This window comes from Bradyrhizobium sp. NDS-1, assembly GCF_032918005.1.
In the GTDB taxonomy this organism is placed as follows: domain Bacteria; phylum Pseudomonadota; class Alphaproteobacteria; order Rhizobiales; family Xanthobacteraceae; genus Bradyrhizobium; species Bradyrhizobium tunisiense.
This window is the reverse complement of record NZ_CP136628.1, coordinates 7361527-7383929: the sequence shown is the minus strand read 5'-3', so window position 1 is coordinate 7383929 and position 22403 is coordinate 7361527. Positions and strand designations below refer to the sequence as shown.

Sequence of the window (22403 nt, the reverse complement as noted above, 5' to 3'; positions counted from 1 at the left end):
AGGAGGTCCTGCGGCGCGTTTTAATGAAACATAATGCCTGCTGGCATTGACAGCAAGCCGCCGCAGTGTCTTTCTATGAATTATAATTCTAAATTCGAGGGGGACGTCCGTGAGCGAGGGATCCTATAACGCGGTGACCTGGCTGCTCGACCGTAACGTCGAGGAGGGCCGTGGCAACAAGCTGGCCTTCGACGACACCGTTTCGCAGCTCACCTATGGCGAGCTTCAGCGCCAGACCCGCCGCGCGGCGAACATGCTGCGCCGGCTCGGCGTTCGCCGCGAGGAGCGCGTGGCGATGATCATGCTCGATACGGTCGATTTCCCGATCGTGTTCCTGGGCGCGATCCGCGCCGGCATCGTGCCGGTGCCGCTCAACACGCTGCTGACCGCGGATCAATACGCCTACATCCTCGCCGATTGCCGCGCGCGCGTGCTGTTCGTCTCCGAAGCGCTCTATCCCGTCATCAAGGACGTGGTCGGCCGCATGCCCGATCTCGAGCATGTCGTGGTCTCCGGCGCCAAGCAGAACGGCCACAAGCAGCTCGCTGAGGAGATCTCCGGCGAGAGCGACCAATTCACCACCGCCGTGACGCATCCGGACGAGCCCGCGTTCTGGCTCTACTCGTCGGGGTCGACAGGCATGCCCAAGGGCGTGCGCCATATCCATTCCAATTTGCAGGCGACTGCGGACACCTACGCCAAGCAGGTGCTGGGCATCCGCGAGAGCGATGTGTGTCTGTCCGCCGCAAAGCTGTTCTTCGCCTATGGTCTCGGCAACGCGCTGACCTTCCCGATGTCGGTCGGCGCCAGCGTGATCCTCAACAGCGAGCGGCCGACGCCGGCGCGCATGTTCGACCTGATGAACCGCTACAACCCCTCGATCTTCTATGGCGTGCCGACGCTGTTCGCCGCGATGCTCAACGACGAAACGATGAAGGCCGAGCGCGGCGGCAAGGCCTTGCGCATCTGCACCTCGGCCGGCGAGGCACTGCCGGAATCCGTCGGCAACAGCTGGAAGGCGCGCTTCGGCGTCGACATTCTCGACGGCGTCGGCTCCACCGAGTTGTTGCACATCTTCCTGTCGAACGCGCCGGGGGACATCAAATACGGCTCATCGGGCAAGCCGGTGCCCGGCTATGCGGTGCGGCTCGTCAACGAGGCCGGCCAGGACGTCGCCGACGGCGAGGTCGGCGAGCTGCTGGTCGATGCGCCCTCGGCCGGCGAGGGCTACTGGAACCAGCGCCATAAAAGCCGCCGCACCTTCGAGGGGCCGTGGACCCGCACCGGCGACAAATATGTCCGCGACGGCGAGGGCCGCTACACCTTCTGCGGCCGCGCCGATGACATGTTCAAGGTCTCCGGCATCTGGGTCTCGCCGTTCGAAGTCGAAAGCGCGCTGATCACCCATCCCGCCGTGCTGGAAGCCGCCGTCGTGCCCGAGGCCGATCCGGAAGGATTGCTGAAGCCGAAGGCCTTCGTCGTGCTGCGTCCTGGCGCGACGACGAAGGATCTGCAGGACATGCTCAAGGAGCACGTCAAGCAGAAGATCGGCCCATGGAAATATCCGCGCTGGATCGACGTGGTGGACTCGCTGCCGAAAACGGCGACGGGGAAGATCCAGCGGTTCAAATTGCGTGAGGGCGCGAATTGAGATTGCACATGCTGTGCCGAGAGCGGTCACCGCAAACTCCGTTGCGCTCCCTCCCCCGCAAGGGGGAGGGGAACCACTGAGCGAGTGGCGCGTGACTGCGTCCCACGTTGGATACGACGGAAGAAGAGTGACACCATGACCAACCTCACCCCCACCGGCTTCCTCAGCATCGGCAACGCCAGCCTCGAATACAAATGGCTGGCGCCGGCCTCTGCGGACGCCCCCACCATCGTCATGCTCCACGAAGGCCTCGGCTCGGTCGGACAGTGGGGCGACTTTCCGGAAAAGCTCCAGCAAGCCACCGGTGCCGGCATCTTCGCTTATTCGCGTGCGGGCTACGGCCAATCGAGCAAGGTGACGTTGCCGCGACCGCTGGATTACATGCAGCGCGAGGCGCTGGACGTGCTGCCGAAGCTGCTCGATGCGATCGGCTTCAGGTGCGGCCTGCTGCTCGGCCATTCCGACGGCGCCTCGATCGCGACGATCTATGCCGGCGCGCACCAGGATCATCGCCTGAGCGGCCTCGTGCTGATTGCGCCGCATTTCATCGTCGAGGACATCTCGGTCGCGTCCATCGCCGCGATCAAGACTGCTTACGAGACCACGGACCTCAAGGCCAAGCTCGCGCGCTGGCACAAGGACGTCGACAACGCCTTCTATGGCTGGAACGGCGCCTGGCTCGATCCGGAATTCCGCGATTGGGACATCTCGGAATACCTTGCCTATATCCGCGTTCCCGTCCTGATCCTGCAAGGCGAGAATGATCAATATGGGACACTGCGCCAGGTCGAAATCGCGCAGGAAGAGTGTTACTGTCCGGTAGATATTAAAGTCATTTCAGACGCGGGACATTCCCCGCATCGTGAAGCGCCGGGGGCGACGCTTGACGCGATTGAGCAATTTGCAAAAGCGGCCCTGCGCGACGATCAGGGACTCCAGGGACGCGCCGCATGACCATGCGGAGGCACATCGATGAATGTGCCTTCACATGCGACCCGCCCGTTGCCGTGGCCGCAATGGGCCTATGTCCCGGGCGAGACCGGTGCGGTGGATGCCGATTTCGAGACGCTTGGTCTGGCCAAGGCGATGGTGCCATCGGCCTTCCGCGGCTACGTGCCGGCGCGCCATCCGGCGCTGCGCTACGGGCTTGCGCTCAACGACCGCGGCTATTTCTGGGAAGCACAGGAAGTGCTGGAGGCGGTATGGGCCGCCGCGCCCCAAGGCGGCCGCGAGCGCGTTCTGCTGCGCGCTTGCATCTACATCACCAACGCCAATTTGCGGCTGCGGATGCAGCGCGCGCGCTCGGCCGCGCGGCTGTTCGGGGACGCGTTCGGAGAGTTGCGGGCTCTGAATTCCCGCAAGGCGGCTGCGGCCGGCGACGGCTTCGTGGAGACCTTCCCTGTCCCGGCCCTGGTCGCGCTGTTGCAAGCCAAGCTCGGCCGTCCCCAGCTCTCCAAGGCAGACTGGATCGCACTCGGGGCGATCGTGCGGTCCTGAGGCGCCATGAAGCAAAATGCATGTGAGTCTGGTTAAGGGCTGGACGCGCTCGAAAAGATGCACTATTGTGCATCTAACGCTACGGCGAAATGCAATAATCAAGCTCAGGGATGACCCATGGCCGGGGAAGATCGGCGCCTCGCAGGCGGCGCGACATTCATCGATTTCCAGACCGAACCGTCCCGCTACAAGCACTGGAAGCTGGCGGTCGAGGGCGACGTCGCGACGCTGACCATGGACGTCGACGAGAACGGCGGCCTGTTCGAAGGTTATCTGCTCAAGCTCAATTCCTATGATCTCGGCGTCGACATCGAGCTTGCCGACGCGGTCCAGCGCCTGCGCTTCGAGCATCCCGAGGTGAAGGTCGTGGTGATGCGCTCGGCCAAGAACCGCGTGTTCTGCGCCGGCGCCAACATCCGCATGCTCGCGGGCTCAACGCACGCCCACAAGGTCAATTTCTGCAAATTCACCAACGAGACCCGCAACGGCATGGAAGACTCCTCGGAGAATTCCGGCCAGCGCTTCATCACCGTCGTAAACGGCTCCGCCGCTGGCGGGGGCTACGAGCTGGCGCTTGCGACCGACCATATCATTCTCGCCGACGACGGCTCCTCCGCCGTCGCGCTGCCCGAGGTGCCGCTGCTCGCGGTGCTGCCGGGCACCGGTGGACTCACGCGCGTCGTCGACAAGCGCAAGGTGCGCCGCGACCACGCCGATTTCTTCTGCACCATCGAGGAGGGCGTGAAGGGCAAGCGCGCCGTGCAATGGCGCCTTGTCGACGAGATCGCGCCGAACTCGAAGCTCGAGGCCAGGATCGCCGAGCGCGCCAGGGAATTCGCGGATCAATCGCAGCGCAAGGGCAGCGGCAAGGGCATCGCGCTGACGCCGCTCAAGCGCCTGATCGACCAGACCAGCATCCGCTACGGCTTCGTCACCGTCGACATCGATCGCACGGCCCGCATCGCCACGATCTCGATCAAGGCGCCGGAGACCGCGCCGCCCGCCGACATCGACGGCATGATGGCGCAGGGGGCTTCGTTCTGGCCGCTCCAGGTCGCGCGCGAGATCGACGACGCCATCCTGCACTTGCGCATCAACGAGCTCGAGATTGCCATGCTGGTGTTCAAGAGTCATGGCGATCGCGCTCATGTGCTGGCCTGCGATGCCTTCCTCGAAGCCAACAAGGCGCACTGGCTGGTCAATGAGATCCGCCACTACTGGAAGCGCGTGCTCAAGCGCATCGACGTCACCTCGCGCACGCTGGTGACGCTGGTCGAGCCCGGCTCCTGCTTTGCCGGCACGCTCGCCGAGCTCGTCTTCGCCGCCGACCGCTCCTACATGCTGATCGGCACGCGCCAGGGCGACAACCGTCCGCCGCCGTCGATCGAGCTCTCCGCCATGAACTTCGGCCCCTACCCGATGAGCCATGGCCTGACGCGGCTGCAATCGCGCTTCCAGGCCGATCCGGCCGACATCGAGCGGGCGGAAGCCACGCTCGGGACCTCGCTCGATGCCGAACAGGCCGAAGAGCTCGGCCTCGTCACCTTCGCGCTCGACGACATCGACTGGGACGACGAGGTCCGTGTGTTTCTCGAGGAGCGCGCCAGCTTCTCGCCCGACAGTCTCACCGGCATGGAGGCGAGCCTGCGCTTCGTCGGCCCCGAGACGATGGAATCAAAGATCTTCGCGCGCCTCACCGCCTGGCAGAACTGGATCTTCCAGCGTCCCAACGCGGTCGGCGAGGAAGGCGCGCTGCGCCGCTACGGCAGCGGCCAGAAGCCGAAATTCGATATGACGCGGGTGTAACAACGCTCGTGTCCCGGGCGCGCTGCGGCATGCAATGCCGCTGCGCAGAACCGGGACCCAGAGAGACGAGACAATAGGTCCCGGCTCAGCAGCGCACCGCTTCGCGCTGCGCTGCGTCCGGGACAAGAAACAAGGAGCACGGCCATGAACATGAACATCATGAACGTCGACTACTCGACCAAGATTCCCAACAACGTGAATCTCGCAGAGGACCGCCAGGTGCTGAAGGCACTCGAGGGTTGGCATCCCGGCTACATGGATTGGTGGAGCGACATGGGGCCGGAAGGCTTCCAGGAATCGCTGGTCTATCTGCGCACGGCGTATTCGGTCGATCCCCGCGGCTGGGCCAAGTTCGACTATGTCCGCATGCCCGACTATCGCTGGGGCATTCTCCTTGCGCCCCAGGAGGAAAATCGCGTGGTGCCGTTCGGCGAGCATTATGGCGAGCCGGCCTGGCAGGAAGTCCCGGGCGAGCATCGCGCCATGCTGCGCCGCCTGATCGTGATCCAGGGCGACACCGAGCCGGCCTCGGTCGAGCAGCAGCGCCATCTCGGCAAGACCGCGCCCTCGCTCTACGACATGCGCAATCTGTTCCAGGTCAATGTCGAGGAAGGCCGCCACCTCTGGGCGATGGTCTATCTGCTCCAGAAGTACTTTGGCCGCGACGGCCGCGAGGAGGCCGACGATCTGCTGCGCCGCCGTTCCGGTGATGCCGACGCACCGCGCATGCTCGGCGCCTTCAACGAGGCGACGCCGGACTGGCTGTCCTTCTTCATGTTCACCTACTTCACCGACCGCGACGGCAAGATGCAATTGCACTCGCTGGCGCAGTCCGGCTTCGATCCGCTGTCGCGCACCTGCCGCTTCATGCTGACGGAAGAAGCGCACCACATGTTCGTCGGCGAGACCGGCATCACCCGCGTCGTGCAGCGCACCTGCGATGCGATGCGCGAGGCCGGCATCACCGACCCCACCGACATCGCCAAGGTCCGCGCGCTCGGGGTGATCGACCTGCCCACCATCCAGAAGAAGCTGAACCTGCACTACACGCTGTCGCTTGATCTCTTTGGTTCGGAGGTTTCGACCAACGCGGCGAACGCCTTCAACGCCGGCATCAAGGGCCGCTATCACGAGACCCAGATCGAAGACGATCACCAGCTCAAGAACGCCACCTATCCGGTGCTGAAGTTCATCAACGGCGAGATCAAGCTGGTGGACGAGCCGGCGCTGACCGCCCTCAACATGCGCCTGCGCGACGATTACAGCCAGGATTGCGTCAAGGGCATGCTGCGCTGGAACAAGGTGATCTCGACCGCCGGCTACGACTTCAAGCTGACCTTGCCCAACGTCGCCTTCCACCGCCACATCGGCGAGTTCAAGGACGTGCATGCGACGCCGGACGGCATTTTGATCGACGATGCCACCTGGGCCAGGCGCAAGGACGAGTGGCTGCCCTCGACTGCCGACGGGGACTTCATCACCTCCCTGATGCAGCCCGTCACCGAGACCGGCAAGTTCGCCTCCTGGATCTCGCCGCCGAAAGTCGGCATCGACAACAAGCCCGGCGATTTCGAATACGTGAAGATCGAGTCGTAACGATTTTCACGAGACGCGACGCTCGCACCACACGAAGACTGTCATCACCCGCGAAAGCGGGTGATCCAGTATTCCAGAGACAGCAGAGATAACTCTAGAAGCCGCAGCGTACTGGATGCCCCGGTCAAGCCGGGGCATGACACCGAGTATGCGGTGAGGGCGAGGCGATACCTCTCGGCCTACCCCGCGATCTCCAGCCCCGCATTCGCGTACACCACGCCGCCGTCGACGGCGATGGTGTTGCCGACCACGTAATCGCCCGCACGCGAGGCGAGATAGATCGCCACCCCTGCCATGTCCTCGTCGCTTCCGATCCGCCGCGACGGGATACGCTTTGCGACCTCGTCCGAATGGTCGCGCGCGGCCCGGTTCATGTCGGACTTGAACGCGCCCGGCGCGATCGCGGTGACGTTGATGTTGTCCTTGATCAGCTTGGTCGCCATGCGCCGCGTCAGATGGATCACGGCGGCCTTGCTGGCGGCGTAGGAATAGGTCTCGCCCGGATTGACGAAGATGCCGTCGACCGAGGCGATGTTGATCACCTTCGCCGGACGTTCTGCGCTTGCGGCCGCGCGCAGCGGCTTCGCCAGGGCCTTGGTCAGGAAGAACAGCGACTTGACGTTGAGGTCCATCACCTTGTCCCAGCCGCTTTCGGGGAACTCGTCGAACTCCGCGCCCCAGGCAGCTCCGGCATTGTTGACGAGGATGTCGAGCTTCGGCTCCAGCTTGATGATTTCGGAGGCGAGCCTGTCGCAACCTTCGACGGTGGAGATGTCGATCGGCAGCGCGATGCATTCGCCGTCATATTGCGCGCTGAGCTCCTTGGCGGTCGCCTCGCACGGTCCGGCCTTGCGCGCGGTGATGTAGACCTTTGCGGCGCCGGCGCTGAGAAATCCCGCCGCAATCATCTTGCCGATGCCGCGCGAGCCGCCGGTCACCAGCGCGACGCGGCCTTTGAGCGAAAACAGGTCGTTGAACATGGGGCCTCCCTTGGTTGGCGCTGTTTTGGGCGGGGAGGCGAGGGGAGTCAAGGAAGGGGCAGGGGATGGGGAACGTGGCGCGACGGCGCTTCGACTCACTCGATGTCGTCCCCGCGCACGCGGGGACCCATAACCCCAGGGAGTAGTTTGGCGAAGATTCGTCGATCGGGACTGCTACCAACCGAGATCGATAAATTCCGCGGTACGGGTCCCTGCTTTCGCAGGGACGACAGCGGGATTGGAGCGCGCCTATGCCGCCGCGATCCGGCGGAAGCCGTTCCACATCGCGGTCGCGGCGCCCGAGGTCAACACCGGCAGGATTCGCGCGTCCTGGTAATTGCCGTTGAGCGAGACGCGCGGCAGCGCCGTCATCTGGCCGGCATTCTCGGCGAACAGCATGCCGGGCCGCGTGGTCACCGCGGTCTTGAACCCGGCCGTTGCAGCAAGGCCGAATTCGCGCGCCCCCGCCGCCTCGCGGTCGCCATAGGGATAGGCGAGATGCAACACGGGGCGCTCCAGCGCCTGCTCGATCCGCGCGCGGCTCGTGGCCAATTCCTGCGCGGCGATGTCTTCCGCCGCCTTGGCGAGGTTGCAATGGCTGACGCTGTGGGCGCCGATCGTGACCAGCGGATCGGCGGCGAATGTCTTCACCTCGTTCCAGGACAGGCAGAGGCTACGGCACAGCGCGGCCATGTCGACGTCGTGCGTCGTGCAGAGCGCCTCGATCTCCCGCTTGAGGTCGTGCTCGCCCGGCAGCGCGCGCAGCCAGTCGTGCAGGCGGTCGAATGTTGCCTGCTTGGCCGCAGGCGTCGTCGCATCGAGCCGCAACGCGGAATGACCGATTCTGACGTCGACCTGCTCGGCCTTGGCGATCACAGCCTCCAGCGCCGCCCACCACAGTCGTCCGGTACCCTCCGCAAAGTCGCTCGCGACATAGACAGCGAGGGGCGCGTCGAATTCGCGCAGCACGGGCAGGGCATGATCCAGATTGTCGCGATAGCCGTCGTCGAAGGTGAAGGCCGCGAAGCGGCGGTCGAACCGGCCCTGCACCAGCCGCTCATGCAGCTCGTCCATGCTGACGATGTCGATGTCGCGCGAGCGCAAATGGCACAGCGTCTCGCGCAGGAATTCGGGGGTGACTTCGAGATGCCGGTTCGGCTGGAACGCGGCCTCGCGGGCCGGCCGAACGTGGTGCAGCATGAAAATGGCGCCGACGCCCGACAAGAGCGGGCGCAGCAGATGGTGTGCGCCGCTGAAATAGAGTGCTTCCAGCCCGGCGCGGATGACGTTGTTACGCAGTTGTTTCATGACCGGCTGGCGGACTCTCGCATTCCGCTTTCAACTTACGGAAGAACCCTTGAAGAAAAAGTTATTCCGATTGTCCAGGCGGCGCCTTCGGAAGGGCGCCATTTCCGGTTTGACAGCCTGCCAAGGGTTTGTTTTGTCTCCGGTTCCAGAGTTCGGGTCGTCGAATGCAGAAGCTTTTCAGGTGGGCCAGCAAATGGTGGCCAGGGCTGATTCCCCTGGCCATCATGTGGGGATTTGCGGGCTGGAATAACACTTTACCGGTCGAAGCCGACCTTTCGGCCCGCAGCACGGCCGCGCTCAAGGGGACCGTCCTGGACAAGACCCGGATCGCGGTCGACGGCCGGGACGTCGGCCTGGCCGCGGAAGCCTTCTCGGAGGAGGGGCGCCGCGACGCCGTGACGGCGGTCGAGACCGTGCCCGGCGTGCGCCTGGTCGACGACCGGACCCGCCTTGTTCCCGAGGCCAAACCCTTCGTCTGGAGCGCCGAGCGCGACGTGGTGCGGGTGACGCTGTCCGGCTCCGCGCCTTTGCCCTCGATGAAGGGCCGGCTGACCGAGGCGGCCCGCAAGGAGGTTGGCGGCGCCGAGGTGGCAGACCAGATGGGGCTGGCGCGCGGTGCGCCGCCGCGGTTCGAAGCCGCCGCCACGCTGTTGCTGGACCAGATCGGCAAGCTGAAGGACGGCAAGATCACGATTACGGACACCCAGGTCAATCTGTCGGGCATGGCACGCGAGCTCGGCGGCCGCGAAGCGATCGCTGCCGCGCTGAAGAACCTGCCCGAGGGCTTTTCGGTCGCCGCCAACGACGTCAAGGCGCCGCCCTATATCTTCCAGGCGTACAAGGATCCGGTTGCCGCGACGGTGACGCTGACCGGCTACGTTCCGGACAACAACGTGCATGCGGCGATCGCAACCAGCGCCTCGCGAAAATTCTTCACCGAAAAGGTCGTCGACAATCTCAAGGCCAGCATCGGCGCGCCCGGCTCCTTCAACACGGCCGTGGTCGCAGCGCTCGGCGCGCTGTCGCGGCTGTCGACCGGCACGCTCGTCGTCTCCGACCGCGAAGTGAAGCTGTCGGGCGATGCGCTCTACGAGGGGGCCGCCAACGACATCCGCGCAGGCCTCGGCAAGGACTTCCCGAAGAACTGGCAGTACAAGCCGGAGATCACCGTGAAGCCCGCCGCAGGGCCGGTCGACGGCACCGTGTGCCAGCAATTGTTCACGGACCTCCTGGCCAAGGGCAAGATCCGCTTCGCCGCCAAGCGCGCCGAAATCGATCCGGACTCCGCCGCCATCCTCGATCATCTGATCGAGACGGCGCTGCGCTGCCCCACCACCAATATCGAGGTTGCCGGGCATACCGACGCCGACGGCGAGGACGTCTTCAACCAGGCTCTTTCAGAGAAGCGCGCGCAGGCGGTGATCGACTATCTGGTCAAGGCCGGCCTGCCCCCCGGCCGCTTCACCGCGGTCGGCCATGGCAGCACGCAGCCCGTCGCCGGCAACGACACCGACGACGGCAAGGCGAAGAACCGCCGCATCGAATTTCTGGTGAGGTGACGATGCCCTATCTCGTCTCGTTTCATCTGGGCTGGCTGATCGGCTCGCTGTTGCTGGGCTTTTGCATGGGCTGGATCTCCGTGGTCCAGCGCGGCAACGGCACCTCGAAGGTGACGGCGCGCTGGCTCGCCGCGCTTGCCGCCGCCCTGGTCGCGGCCTCGTTCGCCCGTGTCGTCCCTGGCCGCTTCGGCTACTGGCTCGACCTCGGCCTGATCATGTTCGCCTGCTATCTGGTCGGCTGCACCATCGGCGCCTGGCTGCGGGACCGGGTGGTGTCGCGCAGCATGCCCGTGGCCTGAGTCTTGAGCCCGCGGGGATCGGGCCGGTGGAGGCCGGTGCGGCGGTCTGGCCGCTGCTGCCCTGCTGTTCAGCGCCCCGCGACCTTCGGGCGCATCGGAATATCCGTGAACAAGGCCTGGGTCGCCACCCTCTTTCAACAGGCAGACGCCGTCCATAGATTGACGTCGGCTTAAGGCGTGACGGAACATTGTAAGGCGGAAATCATCAAACCTTCATGGCGCTTGCGCAGGATTGCCATGGAGATTCGACTTAAGTCCTGCCGTCGAAGGCGCCAAACCGTGCATCAGGAGCCCGCAACCCTGCCTAAAATATTGAATGCACGTGTTTTTGTTCGAATTGGCGAATTCCACTCGGCCCGAAAACGCGCTAGTGGAGGGGCAGGGGGCATGCGCGATGCCGGAGCCGGCGGCGAAGGTTCGTTGAGTGCCCGTGCGTCGTCCGCCCGTTCGCCGGCCACCCTGGTCGCTGAAGCGTTGTTCGAGGTCTAGATGCTGGAAGCCATACGCAGGGCGACGACGTTTCTGCGCCAGAAGCAAATCCTGCATAAGCTTGGAGTTGTGATCAGCGTCGCGGTCATCGGCATCGCTTGCTATGTGCTGTACCACATGCTGCGAGGCATCGATTTCAACGAGGTCCTCGAAGCGATCAAGAGCACCGAGCCGAGCCAGATCGCGATGGCGGCGCTGTTCGTCGCCGCGGGCTATTTCACCCTGACCTTCTACGACCTGTTCGCCACGCGCGCGATCGGCCACGCCCATGTGCCCTACCGCATCAACGCGCTCGCGGCCTTCACCAGCTATTCGATCGGCCACAATGTCGGTGCATCGGTCTTCACCGGCGGGGCGGTGCGCTACCGCATCTATTCGGCCTACGGGCTGAATGCGATCGACGTCGCAAAGATCTGCTTCCTCGCCGGCCTGACCTTCTGGCTCGGCAACGCCGCCGTGCTCGGCCTCGGCATCGCCTATCATCCAGAGGCCGCGGCCTCGATCGACCAGCTTCCGCCGTGGCTGAACCGGACGCTGGCGCTGACGATCATCGTGGGGCTGATCGGCTATGTGGTCTGGGTCTGGACCCGGCCGCGCGTGGTCGGCCGCGGGCCCTGGACCGTGGTGCTGCCGGGCGGCCCCCTGACGCTGCTCCAGATCGCGATCGGCATCATCGATCTCGGCTTCTGCGCGCTCGCGATGTATGTCCTGGTCCCGGACGAGCCCAATCTCGGCTTCGTCGTGGTCGCGGTGATCTTCGTCTCGGCGACGCTGCTCGGGTTCGCCAGCCATTCGCCCGGCGGGCTCGGGGTGTTCGACGCCGCCATGCTGGTCGGCCTCTGGCAGATGGACCGCGAGGAGCTTCTGGGCGGCATGCTGCTGTTCCGCGTCCTCTATTATCTGGCCCCCTTCATCCTATCTGTAATCTTGCTGACGTTTCGCGAAGTTATGATCGGCGCACGATCGAAGCGCCTGCAGCAGGCGGCGCTCAAGCTCGACCCCGGTCCGGCGCGTGAAGCCGCCTATGTGAGAGAGCGCAGCGACGGCGGTGCCTGACGGCGCCAAGCTTTGGGACCAGCCTCCAGGAGAAGTCCGCCCCGATGGCGATCGACGCCCCATCTTCTCCCTCCGCCCGGCCCTGGTCCGACCGGCTCCGGCACTCGACCATCATCCTGATCGCTGCGGCGCTGGCGCTGTCCGTCGTCGTCTCCCTCGGCGAATTGACGGCGCTGCACGCCGCGATCGTGTTCCTCTGCATCGCCGCCGCTGCACTGATCCCGTGGCGTCTGCATGATCCTGCAGCTTCCCGCGACGACGTCAGGCGCACCAACCCGGTCGAGAGCGCGGCGGTGGCTGCGGTCGTCGCCGGCATGCCGGATCCGGCGGTCCTGCTCGACCGCGCCGGCCGCGTCATCCACCTCAATGCCGCGGCCGCCCAGCTCGCGCCGGCGCTGCGCCGGAACGAACTCGCCCAGTTCGCGCTGCGCTCGCCGGAGATCATCACCGCGCTGCGCGAAGCGATCGCGACCACCGAGCCGCGGCGCGCGACCTATCTCGATCACGTCCCGGTGGATCGCTGGATGGAGCTCATGATCACGCCGGTGCCGGTGCCGACCAGCTTCGGCGGCGCCGACAAATGCATGCTGATGACCTTTCACGACCAGACGCCGCTGCGCCGGGTCGAGGAGATGCGCGCCGACTTCGTCGCCAATGCCAGCCACGAGCTGCGCACGCCGCTCGCCGCGCTGTCGGGCTTCATCGACACGCTCCAGGGCCAGGCCAAGGACGATCCCAAGGCGCGCGAGCGCTTCCTCGGCATCATGCACAACCAGGCCACCCGGATGGCCCGCCTGATCGACGATCTATTGTCGCTGTCGCGGGTCGAGCTGTCGGCTCACGTCCGGCCCGACACCCTGGTCGACCTGCTGCCGATCATCCGCCAGGTCGCCGACGGGCTCGAGCCGCTGGCGCGCGAGCGGCAGGTCGAGGTCGAGATCCATTTGCCCGATAGCCCGGTGATGATCGCGGGTGACCGCGAGGAGCTGCTCCGCCTGTTCGAGAATTTGATCGAGAACGCCCTCAAATACGGCGCCTCCGGCGGACGCGTCATCGTGTCGCTGACCTCGGGCGCGGCCGCTGACGGAACTCAGGAAATCCGGATCCTGGTTCGGGATTTCGGCCCCGGCATCGCGCCCGAGCACCTGCCGCGGCTGACCGAGCGGTTCTACCGGGTCGATGTCGGCGACAGTCGCTCGCAAGGCGGGACCGGGCTCGGATTATCGCTGGTGAAACATATTCTTAACCGTCACCGCGGCCGGCTTTTGATCGAGAGCGTGCCCCGGCAGGGCGCCACTTTCAGTGCCTGTTTTCCCCAACCGAAGCCTCCGGCGCAGGTCTGAAAATCAAGCGATATCAACTGCTTGATCCTGTCATCCGACTGTCACGAAACCTTCGTAAAAGCACAGCCGACCGCACCTAAAGGGGGCGGCGTGGGGAGCGCGATCGGGCGCGGATGGCGCTTCGCTCCCCTGTATGGAGACCAGCATGAATTTCCTCAAAACGATCGTTGCCGCCGGCTTGGTCGCCGCGTCGGCGACGGCGGCCTTTGCCGCCGACATCACCGGTGCAGGTGCGACGTTCCCGTTCCCGCTCTATTCCAAATGGGCTGACGCCTACAAGAAAGAGACCGGCAATGGTCTGAACTACCAGTCGATTGGCTCAGGCGGCGGCATCAAGCAGATCCAGGCCAAGACCGTGACCTTCGGCGCCAGCGATATGCCCCTCAAGCCTGAGCAACTCGAGAAGGACGGAATGATTCAATGGCCGCAGGCGATGGGTGCGTTGGTGCCCGTCCTGAATCTCGAGGGAATCAAGCCGGGCGAGCTGGTCTTCTCCGGCGAGTTGCTGGGCGACATCTACCTGGGCAAGGTCAAGACATGGAATGACCCGGCGATCGCCAAGCTCAATCCCAATGTGAAGCTCCCCTCGGATGCCATCACCGTCGTGCGCCGGTCGGACGGCTCCGGCACGACGTTCATCTGGACCGATTTTCTTTCGAAATCCAATGCCGAGTGGAAGACGAAGGCCGGTGCCGGTACTGCGGTCGAGTGGCCGACGGGCGTTGGTGCCAAAGGCAATGAAGGCGTCGCAGGCAATGTCAGCCAGACCAAGAACTCGATCGGTTACGTCGAGTATGCCTATGCCAAGCAAAACAAGCTGACCTACGGCGCAATGATCAACAAGGCTGGCAAGACCGTGCAGCCGACCGTCGGGGCCTTCCAGGCTGCGGCAGCCAACGCTGACTGGGCTGGATCCAAGAATTACTATGTGATCCTGACCGACCAGCCGGGCGAAGCATCGTGGCCGATTACCGGCGCGACCTTCATCCTGATGCACAAGGATGCGACCGACAAGGCGGCGTCCCAGGAGGCCATCAAGTTCTTCAAGTGGGCCTTCGAGAAGGGCGACAAGATGGCCGAAGAGCTGGACTACATCCCGATGCCCGACACGGTCGTGAAGCAGATCGAGAAGACCTGGGCTGCCGAGATCAAGAGCTAACGCGCTCTTGTCCCGGGGCACCGCCCGGGACCTCGAGAGACCTGCGCTCCGGATCGGCATCGCGTCGCATCCGGAGCGCAAGACCAGCAACAAGACCGACAGCAAGCGTATATAAAACGGGCACAGGGGATCGGCGTGGCAGAGATGGCCGTTCAGAGCGATGTAATCGACGATGCCGGACCGTATGACCGCGCCAAGGCCTTGAGCGCGTTCAAGCTCGGCGACGTCACTTTCTACTGGATCACGCGGCTGAGCGCGATCTCGGTGCTGTTGATCCTCGGCGGCATCATCATTTCGCTGGTCGTCGGGGCGTTCCCGGCGATGAAGGAATACGGCGTGTCGTTCCTGTGGACGCAGCGCTGGGCGCCGTCGGCCGATCCGCCCGTGCTCGGCGCGCTCGGGCCGATGTACGGCACGCTCGTCACCTCCTTCATCGCGATGCTGATCGCCATTCCGGTCGGTCTCGGCATTGCGATCTTTCTCACCGAGCTCTGTCCGCAATGGCTGCGCCGGCCGATCGGCATGGCGGTCGAGCTGCTCGCCGGAATTCCCTCGATCATCTACGGCATGTGGGGTTTCTTCGTGCTGGGCCCGTTCCTGGCCAACAGCTTCCAGCCCTTCATGATCAGCGTCTTCGACGGCGTTCCCGTCCTCGGGGCGATCTTCGCAGGTCCCCCGTCCTATCTCAGCACGTTCAACGCCGCGCTGATCCTCGCCATCATGGTGCTGCCCTTCATCACCTCGATCTCGGTCGACGTGTTCAAGACGGTGCCGCCGGTGCTGAAGGAAGCCGCCTACGGCGTCGGCTGCACCACCTGGGAAGTCGTCCGCAGCGTGGTGATCCCCTACACCCGGGTCGGCATCATCGGCGGCGTCATGCTGGCGCTGGGCCGCGCGCTCGGCGAGACCATGGCCGTGACGTTCATCATCGGCAATTCGTTCCGCATCTCCTCGTCGATCTTCGCGCCCGGCACCACGATCTCGGCGGCGATCGCCTCCGAGTTCGCCGAGAGCGACGGCCTGCACCAGTCCGGCCTGATCCTGCTCGGCCTGTTGCTGTTCGTGTTGACGTTCTTCGTGCTGGCCGCAGCGCGGCTGATGCTGATGCGGCTGGACAAGAAAGCGGGGAACTGACGTCATGGCCCTCAATCCGATCTATTCGCGCCGCCGCCGCAAGGACATCGTCATCCGCGGGCTCTGCATCGCCGCGGCCGCCTTCGGCGTCACCTGGCTCGCGCTGATCCTGATCACGCTGCTCTACAACGGCCTGGCTGGCCTGAACCTCCAGGTCTTCACCGCCGACACGCCGCCGCCCGGCTCGACCGAAGGCGGCCTGCGCAACGCCATCGTCGGCTCGATCATCATGACCGTGCTCGGCGTCGGCATCGGCGCGCCGCTCGGCCTGTTCGCCGGCACCTATCTTGCCGAGTACGGCCGCAACGACAGGCTGACTTCGGTGATCCGCTTCATCAACGACATCCTCTTGTCGGCGCCCTCGATCATCATCGGCCTGTTCATCTATGGCGCGGTGGTGGTGCCGATGCGCGGCTTCTCGGCGCTCGCGGGAGCGCTGGCACTCGCGGTCATCGTCATCCCGGTCGTGGTGCGCACCACGGAGGACATGCTGCTGCTGGTGCCGAATCCGTTGCGCGAAGCCGCCAGCGCATTGGGTCTCCCGCGTTCGCTGGTGATCAAGCGCATCGCCTATCGCGCGGCACGCGCGGGCCTCATCACAGGCGTGCTGCTCGCCACCGCCCGCGTCGCCGGCGAGACCGCGCCGCTGCTGTTCACCGCGCTGTCGAACCAGTTCTTCAGCCTCGGCCTGGACAAGACGATGGCCAACCTGCCGGTCACCATCAACAATTTCGTCCAGAGCCCCTACGCCTATTGGAAGCAGCTCGCCTGGAGCGGCGCGCTGCTGATCACCCTGACCGTGCTTGCCCTGAACATTGGCGCGCGCATCATCGGCGCCGAGAGGACTGCAAAATGAGTGAAATGTCTGTTTCCGTGAGCGCGCCGACCGTTCATCCCGGCTCGCAGCCGCTGCCCGAGGCACCCGCCAAGGTCACCGCGCGCAACCTCAACTTCTACTACGGCGAGCACCATGCGCTGAAGAACATCAATCTGGCGCTCGGCACCAACCGCGTCACGGCCTTCATCGGCCCGTCCGGTTGCGGCAAGTCGACCCTGCTGCGCATCTTCAACCGGATGTATGATCTCTATCCGGGCCAGCGCGCTACCGGCCAGCTGATGCTCGACCAGACCAACATCCTCGACCCCAGGCTCGACCTCAATCTTCTGCGCGCCCGGGTCGGCATGGTGTTCCAGAAGCCGACGCCGTTCCCGATGACGATCTACGAGAACATCGCGTTCGGCATCCGTCTCTACGAGAAGATCTCGAAGTCCGAGATGGACGGCCGCGTCGAGAAGGCGCTGCGCGGCGGCGCGCTGTGGAACGAGGTCAAGGACAAGCTCAACGCCTCCGGCCTGTCGCTCTCCGGCGGCCAGCAGCAGCGCCTGTGCATTGCCCGCACCGTCGCGGTGCGGCCCGAAGTGATCCTGTTCGACGAGCCCTGCTCGGCGCTCGACCCGATCTCGACCGCCAAGGTCGAGGAACTGATCCAGGAACTGTCCGAGAACTACACGATCGCAATCGTCACCCACAACATGCAGCAGGCGGCGCGCGTCTCCGACAAGACCGCCTTCATGTATCTCGGCGAGCTGATCGAGTTCGACGACACCAGCAAGATCTTCACGTCGCCGACCGACCGGCGCACGCAGGATTACATCACCGGCCGGTTCGGCTGAGGAGACGGGACATGGGTACTGAACATACCGCAAAGGCTTTCGACACCGACCTCCAGGAGCTCACCCGACTGGTCGCCGAGATGGGCGGCATCGCCGAGCGCATGATCGTCGAATCCGTCGACGCGCTGATCCGCCGCGACGTCGCGCTCGGCCAGCGCGTCGTCACCATCGACACCGAACTCGACGCGCTGCAGAAGAAGATCGAGGAGCGCGCCGTGCTCACCATCGCCCGCCGTCAGCCGATGGCGGTCGATCTGCGCGAGATCGTCGGCGCCATGCGCGTTGCGACCGACCTCGAGCGCATCGGCGACCTCGCCAAGAACATGGGCAAGCGCGTCGCCGCGCTGGAGACGGATTTCCATCCGCTGAAACTGTTCCGTGGCCTGGAGCACATGACCGACCTCGTGCAGCAGCAGGTCAAGTCGGTGCTGGACGCCTACGCCGCGCACGATCTGCCGGCGGCGATGGCGGTGTGGAAGGGCGACGAGGAAGTCGACGCGATCTGCACCTCGCTGTTCCGCGAGCTCCTCACCTACATGATGGAGGATCCGCGCAACATCTCGTTCTGCATCCATCTGATGTTCTGCGCCAAGAACATCGAGCGGATCGGCGACCACGCCACCAACATCGCCGAGACCGTGTTCTACATGATCGAGGGCCAGGCGATCACCGACAAGCGGCCGAAGGGGGACATGACCAACTTCGCCACGACGATCCCGAATAGCTGAAGACCTCAAGGAGCGACGACACCATGGGCGCACGCATTATGGTGGTTGAGGACGAGGAAGCTCTCACCGAGCTTCTTCGCTACAACCTCGAAGGCGACGGCTATGACGTCGAGACGGTCATGCGCGGCGACGACGCCGACACCCGCCTCAAGGAGCACATTCCCGACCTGATCGTGCTCGACTGGATGCTGCCCGGCCTGTCAGGCATCGAGCTGTGCCGCCGCCTGCGCACCCGTCCCGAGACCAAGCAACTGCCGATCATCATGCTCACCGCGCGCGGCGAGGAGAGCGAGCGCGTACGTGGCCTTGCGACCGGCGCCGACGACTACATCGTGAAGCCGTTCTCCGTGCCGGAGCTCCTGGCGCGCGTGAAGGGCCTCCTGCGGCGCGCCAGTCCCGAGCGGCTAGCCACCGTGCTCGCCTATGGCGACATCGAGCTCGACCGCGACAAGCGCCGCGTGGCGCGCTCGGGCCGGCCGATCGATCTCGGACCGACCGAATACCGGCTGCTGGAGTTCTTCCTGGAGCATCCCGGCCGCGTGTTCTCGCGCGAGCAGCTGCTCGACAGCGTCTGGGGCCGCGACATCTACATCGACGAGCGCACCGTCGACGTCCATATCGGCCGCCTGCGCAAGCTGCTCAATCTCGGCCGCGAGCAGGACCCGATCCGCACCGTCCGCGGCGCGGGCTATGCGCTCGATGATCGCTTCGCGAAGGCGGAGCAGACGTAAGGGGTTCTGGGAAATTCTGGCGACACACTCAGTGTCGTCCCGGACAAGCGAAGCGCTGATCCGGGACCCATAACCACAGGGCGTGGTTTGGCGAAGACTCGGAGTGACCGTCTAGCGCAACATCTGCGCCCTGTGGTTATGGCTCCCCGCGTTCGCGGGGACGACACCGAGTTGGTTGAGGCGCCGTCGCGCTACGGCAGCCGTCGTTGCAGTCAGCAAATCAGCTAACTTACCGCGTGCTCGGCTTGGCCGGTGCACGACGGCGGTCCGCTGCGGGCTGATACGCCACGCGCGAGTGCTGGGCGCAATAGGGCAGGCCGGAGAGCGCCTTGCCGCCGCAGAAGAAGAAATCCGGGCTCGAGGGATCGCCGACCGGCCAGTGGCAGGTCGCCTCGTTCAGCTCCAGCAGCGACAGCCGCTGGCTCATCGGCACCACGTTGTCGTAGGTGACCGGTTCGGCCTCCACTTCGACCTCGAAGGCCTGCGCCAGCGCGGTGTTGCCGCGCGCAATGGGGCGGGTCACCCGCATCATGTGCTGCGCGGGACGCGCCTTGCGCGGCCGGGGTGCTGCCGATGAAGGGCTTTTGGCACGGCCGGACAGACCGAGCCTGTGCACTTTGCCGATCACGGCATTGCGGGTCACATTGCCGAGCTCTGCTGCGATCTGGCTGGCCGAAAGTCCGGCCTCCCAGAACTTTTTCAGCTGCTCGACGCGATCATCGGACCAGGTCAAAACCGTCATTGCACCCTTTCCCTCGCTGCCGGCCAACCATCCTGGGGCCTTGCAGCGAATGCCTAAGCCTTCAAAAACCCGTGTCGTCAGAATCCCTTAAGGCTCGCCGGGCGCGCCACTGACGCCCGAACGTTTACGCCGGTACATGAGGACTCTTGGGATCAGAACCGCTGCACGAGATGTCGTATCTGACAATCCAAACGCTACAATATGGCGTGACTCCCGCGCAAGAGTCCGCCGACTCGCTTCCACATGTTCCGTGGTGAAAACCCGCGAAATCGGCACCGCAAGACTACGGATTCAGCGTTTCCCGAGGCTTTCCCAGCGGCATTGACACCCGTCTTGCCAGGCATAAGATAGTCGCGCGTGCCGCCCTTAAAAGGCGGCACGTTTCGTTTTCCGGGCCGGTCGATGGTGCGTTGCCCAATGCGCGCGTCACACCGTCCGCAACATTCAAGTGGCCGTCATGACTAACAGCGCAGCGCCGCATTTGCTCCCCGTTTTCGCCAGGGCCGACCTCGGTTTCGAACGCGGCGAAGGCTGCTGGCTGATCGCGACCAATGGCGAGCGCTATCTCGATTTCACCTCGGGCGTCGCCGTGAATGCGCTCGGCCATTGCCACCCGCATCTAACCAAGGCGCTGCAGGAGCAGGCGACGAAGCTGTGGCACATGTCGAACCTGTTCCAGAGCCCGGACGGCGAGAAGCTCGCCGTGCGCCTGTGCAACGAGAGCTTCGCGGACTTCGTGTTCTTCTGCAATTCCGGCGCCGAAGCGCTGGAGGGCGTGATCAAGCTGGTCCGCCATCATCACTTCTCCAAGGGCCATCCCGAGCGCTACCGCATCATCACCTTCGAAGGCGCCTTCCATGGCCGCACCCTGGCGACCCTCGCAGCGACCGGCTCTGCGAAATATCTCGAAGGTTTCGGCCCGCCGATGGATGGTTTCGACCAGGTCCCGCATGGTGACCTCGACGCCGTCAAGAAGGCGATCGGGCCCGACACCGCCGGCATCCTGATCGAGCCGATCCAGGGCGAGGGCGGCGTGCGCGCCGCGACGCCGGCCTTCCTCAAGGCGCTGCGCCAGCTCTGCGACGACAAGGGCCTGCTGCTCGCCTTCGACGAGGTGCAGACCGGCATGGGCCGCACGGGAGATCTCTTCGCCTATCGCCGCACCGGCGTCACACCCGACGTGATGTCGCTGGCCAAGGCGCTCGGCGGCGGCTTCCCGATCGGCGCGGTGCTGGCGACGGCGGAAGCGGCTTCCGGCATGGGACCCGGTTCGCACGGCTCGACCTTCGGCGGCAATCCGCTGGCGATCTCGGCGGCCAACGCCGTGCTCGACGTCATGCTCGAGCCCGGCTTCTTCGACCACGTGCAGAAAATGTCGCTGCTGCTCAAGCAGAAGCTCGCCTCCGTGATCGACCGTCACCCCGATGTCGTCAGCGAAGTGCGCGGCGAGGGCCTCCTGGTCGGCATCAAGGCCGTGGTGCCGTCGGGCGATCTCGTGGCTGCCTTGCGTGGTGAAAAGCTGCTCACGGTCGGCGCGGGCGACAATGTCGTGCGCTTCCTGCCGCCTCTGATCGTCACTGAAGCCGAGATCGAGGACAGCGTCGTCAGGCTCGAGCGCGCCTGCGCTGCGATCTCGTCCAGCCAGACCAAGCGGGCGGCAAGCTGATGAGCAAGTCGCCGAAACATTTCCTCGACATCAACGAGCTCCCGCTGTCGGAGCTCAAGCGCATGCTCGCCGCATCCTCCGCCATGAAGGCGAAGCAGAAGGCGCAGCAGCCGGTCAAGCCGCTCGAAGGCAAGACGCTGGCGATGATCTTCGAGCGTCCCTCGACGCGGACGCGGGTGTCGTTCGACGTCGCCATGCGCCAGCTCGGCGGCGAGCCCATCATGCTCACCGGCGCCGAGATGCAGCTCGGGCGCGGCGAGACCATCGCCGACACCGCGCGCGTGCTGTCGCGCTACGTCGACGCCATCATGATCCGCATCCTCAATCACGAGGCGCTGCTGGAGCTTGCGGCCAACGCCACCGTGCCCGTCATCAACGGCCTGACGCGGCGCTCGCATCCCTGCCAGGTGATGGCCGACCTCATGACCTATGAGGAGCATCGCGGCCCGATCGAGGGCAAGACGGTCGCCTGGACCGGCGACGACAACAACGTGCTGGCCTCCTGGGCCCACGCCGCCGAGCGCTTCAAGTTCCAGCTCAACGTCGCAACGCCGCCCGAGCTCGCGCCGAAAAAGGCGATGCGCGACTTCATCAAGACGACCGGCGCGCCGATCGTGCTCGGCACCGATCCGGAAGCCGCCGTGCGCGGCGCCGATTGCGTCGTCACCGACACCTGGGTGTCGATGGGCGACAAGGAGGGCGAGCACCGCCACAACGTGCTCAAGCCCTACCAGGTCAACGGCAAGCTGATGTCGCTGGCCAAGCCCGACGCGCTGTTCATGCACTGCCTGCCCGCCCATCGCGGCGAGGAGGTCACCGATGAAGTGATCGACGGCCCGCAATCGGTTGTGTTCGACGAGGCCGAAAACCGCCTGCACGCGCAGAAGGGGATTTTGGCCTGGTGCTTTGATGCGGTGAAGTAATCCGTGGCGAGGGCGACCGCGCCACCCTCCGCCGTCGTCCCGGACAAGCGCGCCAAAAGCGC

Annotated in this window: 20 protein-coding genes; 17 read left to right on the top strand and 3 right to left on the bottom strand. The window is 65.0% G+C overall.

Going from position 1 to position 22403, the window contains the following annotated elements; translation table 11 throughout:
* Positions 1-109 precede the first annotated feature (109 nt).
* The 5 genes from RX330_RS34540 (at position 110) to boxB (ending at position 6550) form a co-directional block, all read left to right on the top strand.
* On the top strand, positions 110-1651 hold the full coding sequence (locus RX330_RS34540; RefSeq protein ID WP_317241474.1) for a benzoate-CoA ligase family protein: 1542 nt from the start codon (positions 110-112) through the stop codon (positions 1649-1651).
* Between the two features lie 135 nt (positions 1652-1786).
* Complete coding sequence (locus RX330_RS34535) at positions 1787-2605, top strand: alpha/beta fold hydrolase (protein ID WP_212084072.1); 819 nt, start codon at positions 1787-1789, stop codon at positions 2603-2605.
* Positions 2606-2623: 18 nt separating this feature from the next.
* Positions 2624-3148 (top strand): DUF309 domain-containing protein, encoded by a 525-nt coding sequence (locus tag RX330_RS34530; protein ID WP_317241473.1) that lies wholly within the window; start codon positions 2624-2626, stop codon positions 3146-3148.
* Positions 3149-3265: 117 nt separating this feature from the next.
* On the top strand, positions 3266-4954 hold the full coding sequence (gene boxC / locus RX330_RS34525) for a 2,3-epoxybenzoyl-CoA dihydrolase (RefSeq protein ID WP_317241472.1): 1689 nt from the start codon (positions 3266-3268) through the stop codon (positions 4952-4954).
* A 144-nt stretch (positions 4955-5098) separates the two neighbouring features.
* On the top strand, positions 5099-6550 hold the full coding sequence (boxB, locus tag RX330_RS34520) for a benzoyl-CoA 2,3-epoxidase subunit BoxB (protein ID WP_317241471.1): 1452 nt from the start codon (positions 5099-5101) through the stop codon (positions 6548-6550).
* Positions 6551-6729: 179 nt separating this feature from the next.
* On the opposite strand, the gene RX330_RS34515 is transcribed toward boxB, so the two are convergent.
* Both RX330_RS34515 and RX330_RS34510 read right to left on the bottom strand, forming a co-directional pair.
* Complete coding sequence (locus RX330_RS34515; protein WP_317241470.1) at positions 6730-7530, bottom strand: SDR family oxidoreductase; 801 nt, start codon at positions 7528-7530, stop codon at positions 6730-6732.
* A gap of 249 nt (positions 7531-7779) precedes the next feature.
* Positions 7780-8838, bottom strand: coding sequence for a polysaccharide deacetylase family protein (locus RX330_RS34510; protein WP_317241469.1), 1059 nt, complete (start codon positions 8836-8838; stop codon positions 7780-7782).
* Between the two features lie 164 nt (positions 8839-9002).
* Between RX330_RS34510 and RX330_RS34505 the strand changes: the two genes are divergently transcribed.
* The 10 genes from RX330_RS34505 to phoB all read left to right on the top strand — a co-directional run bounded on the left by RX330_RS34505 (position 9003) and on the right by phoB (position 19010).
* Positions 9003-10397: an OmpA family protein gene (locus tag RX330_RS34505; RefSeq protein WP_317241468.1), complete on the top strand. Its 1395-nt coding sequence runs from the start codon at positions 9003-9005 to the stop codon at positions 10395-10397.
* A gap of 2 nt (positions 10398-10399) precedes the next feature.
* Positions 10400-10696 carry a hypothetical protein gene (locus tag RX330_RS34500; protein ID WP_212084086.1) on the top strand — a complete coding sequence of 99 codons (297 nt, stop codon included), beginning with the start codon at positions 10400-10402 and terminating at the stop codon, positions 10694-10696.
* 489 nt (positions 10697-11185) lie between these two features.
* A complete protein-coding gene (locus tag RX330_RS34495; protein ID WP_212084088.1) occupies positions 11186-12241 on the top strand; it encodes a lysylphosphatidylglycerol synthase domain-containing protein in 1056 nt (351 codons plus the stop codon).
* Between the two features lie 44 nt (positions 12242-12285).
* A complete protein-coding gene (locus RX330_RS34490) occupies positions 12286-13584 on the top strand; it encodes an ATP-binding protein (RefSeq protein WP_317241467.1) in 1299 nt (432 codons plus the stop codon).
* Positions 13585-13729: 145 nt separating this feature from the next.
* On the top strand, positions 13730-14743 hold the full coding sequence (gene pstS, locus RX330_RS34485; RefSeq protein ID WP_317241466.1) for a phosphate ABC transporter substrate-binding protein PstS: 1014 nt from the start codon (positions 13730-13732) through the stop codon (positions 14741-14743).
* A 144-nt stretch (positions 14744-14887) separates the two neighbouring features.
* Positions 14888-15877 (top strand): phosphate ABC transporter permease subunit PstC, encoded by a 990-nt coding sequence (gene pstC / locus RX330_RS34480; RefSeq protein ID WP_317244028.1) that lies wholly within the window; start codon positions 14888-14890, stop codon positions 15875-15877.
* A gap of 4 nt (positions 15878-15881) precedes the next feature.
* Entirely contained in the window at positions 15882-16733 is an 852-nt protein-coding gene (gene pstA, locus RX330_RS34475) for a phosphate ABC transporter permease PstA (protein WP_212084094.1), read from the top strand.
* On the top strand, positions 16730-17551 hold the full coding sequence (pstB, locus tag RX330_RS34470; protein ID WP_212084096.1) for a phosphate ABC transporter ATP-binding protein PstB: 822 nt from the start codon (positions 16730-16732) through the stop codon (positions 17549-17551). Before pstA ends, pstB begins: the two co-directional genes overlap by 4 nt.
* An 11-nt stretch (positions 17552-17562) precedes the next feature.
* On the top strand, positions 17563-18279 hold the full coding sequence (gene phoU / locus RX330_RS34465; RefSeq protein WP_212084098.1) for a phosphate signaling complex protein PhoU: 717 nt from the start codon (positions 17563-17565) through the stop codon (positions 18277-18279).
* A 23-nt stretch (positions 18280-18302) separates the two neighbouring features.
* Positions 18303-19010, top strand: a complete 708-nt coding sequence (phoB, locus tag RX330_RS34460) for a phosphate regulon transcriptional regulator PhoB (RefSeq protein ID WP_008143479.1) — start codon at positions 18303-18305, stop codon at positions 19008-19010.
* Between the two features lie 229 nt (positions 19011-19239).
* Here the strand turns inward: phoB and RX330_RS34455 are convergent, their stop codons facing one another.
* Entirely contained in the window at positions 19240-19752 is a 513-nt protein-coding gene (locus RX330_RS34455; RefSeq protein WP_317241463.1) for a GcrA family cell cycle regulator, read from the bottom strand.
* A 457-nt stretch (positions 19753-20209) separates the two neighbouring features.
* Here RX330_RS34455 and RX330_RS34450 point away from each other — a divergent pair, with 457 nt between their 5' ends.
* The gene (locus tag RX330_RS34450) at positions 20210-21418 is read left to right on the top strand and encodes an aspartate aminotransferase family protein (RefSeq protein WP_212084103.1); all 1209 of its coding nucleotides are present in this window, start codon (positions 20210-20212) and stop codon (positions 21416-21418) included.
* Positions 21418-22341 carry an ornithine carbamoyltransferase gene (gene argF, locus RX330_RS34445; RefSeq protein ID WP_212084105.1) on the top strand — a complete coding sequence of 308 codons (924 nt, stop codon included), beginning with the start codon at positions 21418-21420 and terminating at the stop codon, positions 22339-22341. The genes RX330_RS34450 and argF overlap by 1 nt, the downstream gene beginning before the upstream one ends.
* The last annotated feature ends 62 nt before the right edge of the window (positions 22342-22403 follow it).

Excerpts from the sequence above, each read along its gene's own strand:
- RX330_RS34535 (WP_212084072.1), top strand. The coding sequence starts at position 1,787 with ATGACCAACCTCACCCCCACCGGCTTCCTCAGCATCGGCAACGCCAGC.
- RX330_RS34530 (WP_317241473.1), top strand. The coding sequence starts at position 2,624 with ATGAATGTGCCTTCACATGCGACCCGCCCGTTGCCGTGGCCGCAATGG.
- boxC (WP_317241472.1), top strand. The coding sequence starts at position 3,266 with ATGGCCGGGGAAGATCGGCGCCTCGCAGGCGGCGCGACATTCATCGAT.
- boxB (WP_317241471.1), top strand. The coding sequence starts at position 5,099 with ATGAACATGAACATCATGAACGTCGACTACTCGACCAAGATTCCCAAC.
- RX330_RS34515 (WP_317241470.1), bottom strand. The coding sequence starts at position 7,530 with ATGTTCAACGACCTGTTTTCGCTCAAAGGCCGCGTCGCGCTGGTGACC.
- RX330_RS34510 (WP_317241469.1), bottom strand. The coding sequence starts at position 8,838 with ATGAAACAACTGCGTAACAACGTCATCCGCGCCGGGCTGGAAGCACTC.
- RX330_RS34505 (WP_317241468.1), top strand. The coding sequence starts at position 9,003 with ATGCAGAAGCTTTTCAGGTGGGCCAGCAAATGGTGGCCAGGGCTGATT.
- RX330_RS34500 (WP_212084086.1), top strand. The coding sequence starts at position 10,400 with ATGCCCTATCTCGTCTCGTTTCATCTGGGCTGGCTGATCGGCTCGCTG.
- RX330_RS34495 (WP_212084088.1), top strand. The coding sequence starts at position 11,186 with ATGCTGGAAGCCATACGCAGGGCGACGACGTTTCTGCGCCAGAAGCAA.
- RX330_RS34490 (WP_317241467.1), top strand. The coding sequence starts at position 12,286 with ATGGCGATCGACGCCCCATCTTCTCCCTCCGCCCGGCCCTGGTCCGAC.
- pstS (WP_317241466.1), top strand. The coding sequence starts at position 13,730 with ATGAATTTCCTCAAAACGATCGTTGCCGCCGGCTTGGTCGCCGCGTCG.
- pstC (WP_317244028.1), top strand. The coding sequence starts at position 14,888 with ATGGCCGTTCAGAGCGATGTAATCGACGATGCCGGACCGTATGACCGC.
- pstA (WP_212084094.1), top strand. The coding sequence starts at position 15,882 with ATGGCCCTCAATCCGATCTATTCGCGCCGCCGCCGCAAGGACATCGTC.
- pstB (WP_212084096.1), top strand. The coding sequence starts at position 16,730 with ATGAGTGAAATGTCTGTTTCCGTGAGCGCGCCGACCGTTCATCCCGGC.
- phoU (WP_212084098.1), top strand. The coding sequence starts at position 17,563 with ATGGGTACTGAACATACCGCAAAGGCTTTCGACACCGACCTCCAGGAG.
- phoB (WP_008143479.1), top strand. The coding sequence starts at position 18,303 with ATGGGCGCACGCATTATGGTGGTTGAGGACGAGGAAGCTCTCACCGAG.
- RX330_RS34455 (WP_317241463.1), bottom strand. The coding sequence starts at position 19,752 with ATGACGGTTTTGACCTGGTCCGATGATCGCGTCGAGCAGCTGAAAAAG.
- RX330_RS34450 (WP_212084103.1), top strand. The coding sequence starts at position 20,210 with ATGACTAACAGCGCAGCGCCGCATTTGCTCCCCGTTTTCGCCAGGGCC.
- argF (WP_212084105.1), top strand. The coding sequence starts at position 21,418 with ATGAGCAAGTCGCCGAAACATTTCCTCGACATCAACGAGCTCCCGCTG.